Annotated in this window: 2 protein-coding genes; one reads left to right on the top strand and one right to left on the bottom strand. The window is 67.7% G+C overall.

Going from position 1 to position 1,615, the window contains the following annotated elements; all coding sequences use genetic code 11:
• Nucleotides 1-985: SPOR domain-containing protein (locus JHD07_RS38945; protein WP_291631883.1), on the top strand; the 985-nt coding region annotated here is incomplete at its 5' end.
• A 232-nt stretch (nt 986-1,217) separates the two neighbouring features.
• Here the strand turns inward: JHD07_RS38945 and JHD07_RS38950 are convergent.
• Nucleotides 1,218-1,615: DnaJ domain-containing protein (locus JHD07_RS38950; protein ID WP_291631885.1), on the bottom strand; the 398-nt coding region annotated here is incomplete at its 5' end.

Below are 1,615 nucleotides of genomic sequence, written 5' to 3' on the forward strand. Positions count from 1 at the left end.
GCTCGCCGAGAATCTCGACAAGGGCGCGACCACGCGCACCGTCGTTGCCGTCACCGAGCGCAACGGCGCCGATGCCAATACCGATGTTGCCGACGCATCCGACACCCCGGCACGGCCCCCCGCGCAGGTCCAGGCCGCGGCAGCCCCGGCCCCCGAAGCTGCCCCGTCGCGCCTCGCCGCGCGCCTGGCGACCCTTGCGGCGGCCACCGCCGCGATGCCGCCCGCCCAGCACCGAGCTGAACCCAGCAAGCCTGAGGTTCGCCCGACCGAATCCAAGATCGAGCCCGCGCCGCTCACCAACGGCGTGATTTCGAGCCAGCCGCTCTCTATCATCCCCGGCTCGTCCGAGCCGATGAAGCCGGTCCGGGTCAAGACGGTCCAGGTCAAGGCCGGCACCGTGAAGGTCGCCTCCGCCGCCCCTGGCCAGGTTGCGCCGCCCATCACCAGCACGATCCCGTCCCGTGCGGAGGTCGCTGAGACCTCCGGTGCCGTCGTCGCAAAGGCCGATCTCGTCAGCAAGCCGGAGCCGGTAAACCAGCCGGAAACGTCGAAGGTCGAGAACGCCCGCGCCGAACTGCCGCGGCAGCCGGCCGGCTTCGGCACCGGCAACGGCATCTTGGGGGTGCTGCCGGCCGCAACCGCGGCGGCGCCCGTTCATACCGGCCCGAAGCTCGCATCCGCCGACCCGGCGCCGCAGCCGATCCAGATGAGCGCCCCCACCAAGCCGGTCGTCAGCCACAGCGGCTGGATCGTCCAGGTCGGCGCGCTCGAGAGCGAGAGCGAAGCCAAGCAGCGCATCGACGCTGCCCGCAATTCGGCACGCGGCCTGCTCAGCAAGGCCGATCCGTTCACCGAGCCCGTCGTCGCCAAGGACAATCGCAAGCTCTACCGCGCCCGCTTCGCCGGCCTCGAGCGCGACCAGGCGGAAGCCGTCTGCCGCACGTTGAAGCGCGCCGAGATCTCCTGCATCACCGTTCGCAACTGATCTCCTTCCCCATACCAGACCAAATGCCCGCGCCATGCGCGGGCATTTTCGTTTTGGGGATGGGGTAATGCCGAGGCAGTTCACGACAAGGCCGTTCCACGACAACCTCTCGTCAAGGATTTACGGTTAAAACTTTACTCAAGGGATCGACCACGCCAACAAGGGCGGGCGACGGCAGACAGAGCAGAACGGAGCTCACGCGGGTACGAGCGTTTGTAGCGTGGTGCCGGAGTTAGCCGTTATGCGTGCGAAGCAGAGTATCCTTGGCCTCGTTTACCCGGGCAGCGAGATACGTCGAGCCCCCCTGGTCGGGATGGAGTTTCTTCATCAGGGATTTGTGCGCCCGGCTGATGTCGTCACGCCCCGCTCCCGGCTGCAAGCCAAGGATCTGATAGGCCTCCTCCGGCGTCATTTTGCTGCTCGCCGCAGAGCGGCGCTGCCGCCCTGCCGCATCGCCCTGCGCGTCCTGACGCCAAGCGGGAAACCGGCGGTCCAGATAGCTTTCAATTAAGGCCACGCTCTCGGCGTCGAACGTCGGGACAATCGCCAACAAGCCGGCGAGATCGAACTCGCCAAGGTCGCGCCCGGCATGAGGCCCGGCGACGATCTGGCCGGTCAGCTGGCCAGTGT

The organism is Bradyrhizobium sp., from assembly GCF_016462955.1.
GTDB lineage: Bacteria > Pseudomonadota > Alphaproteobacteria > Rhizobiales > Xanthobacteraceae > Bradyrhizobium.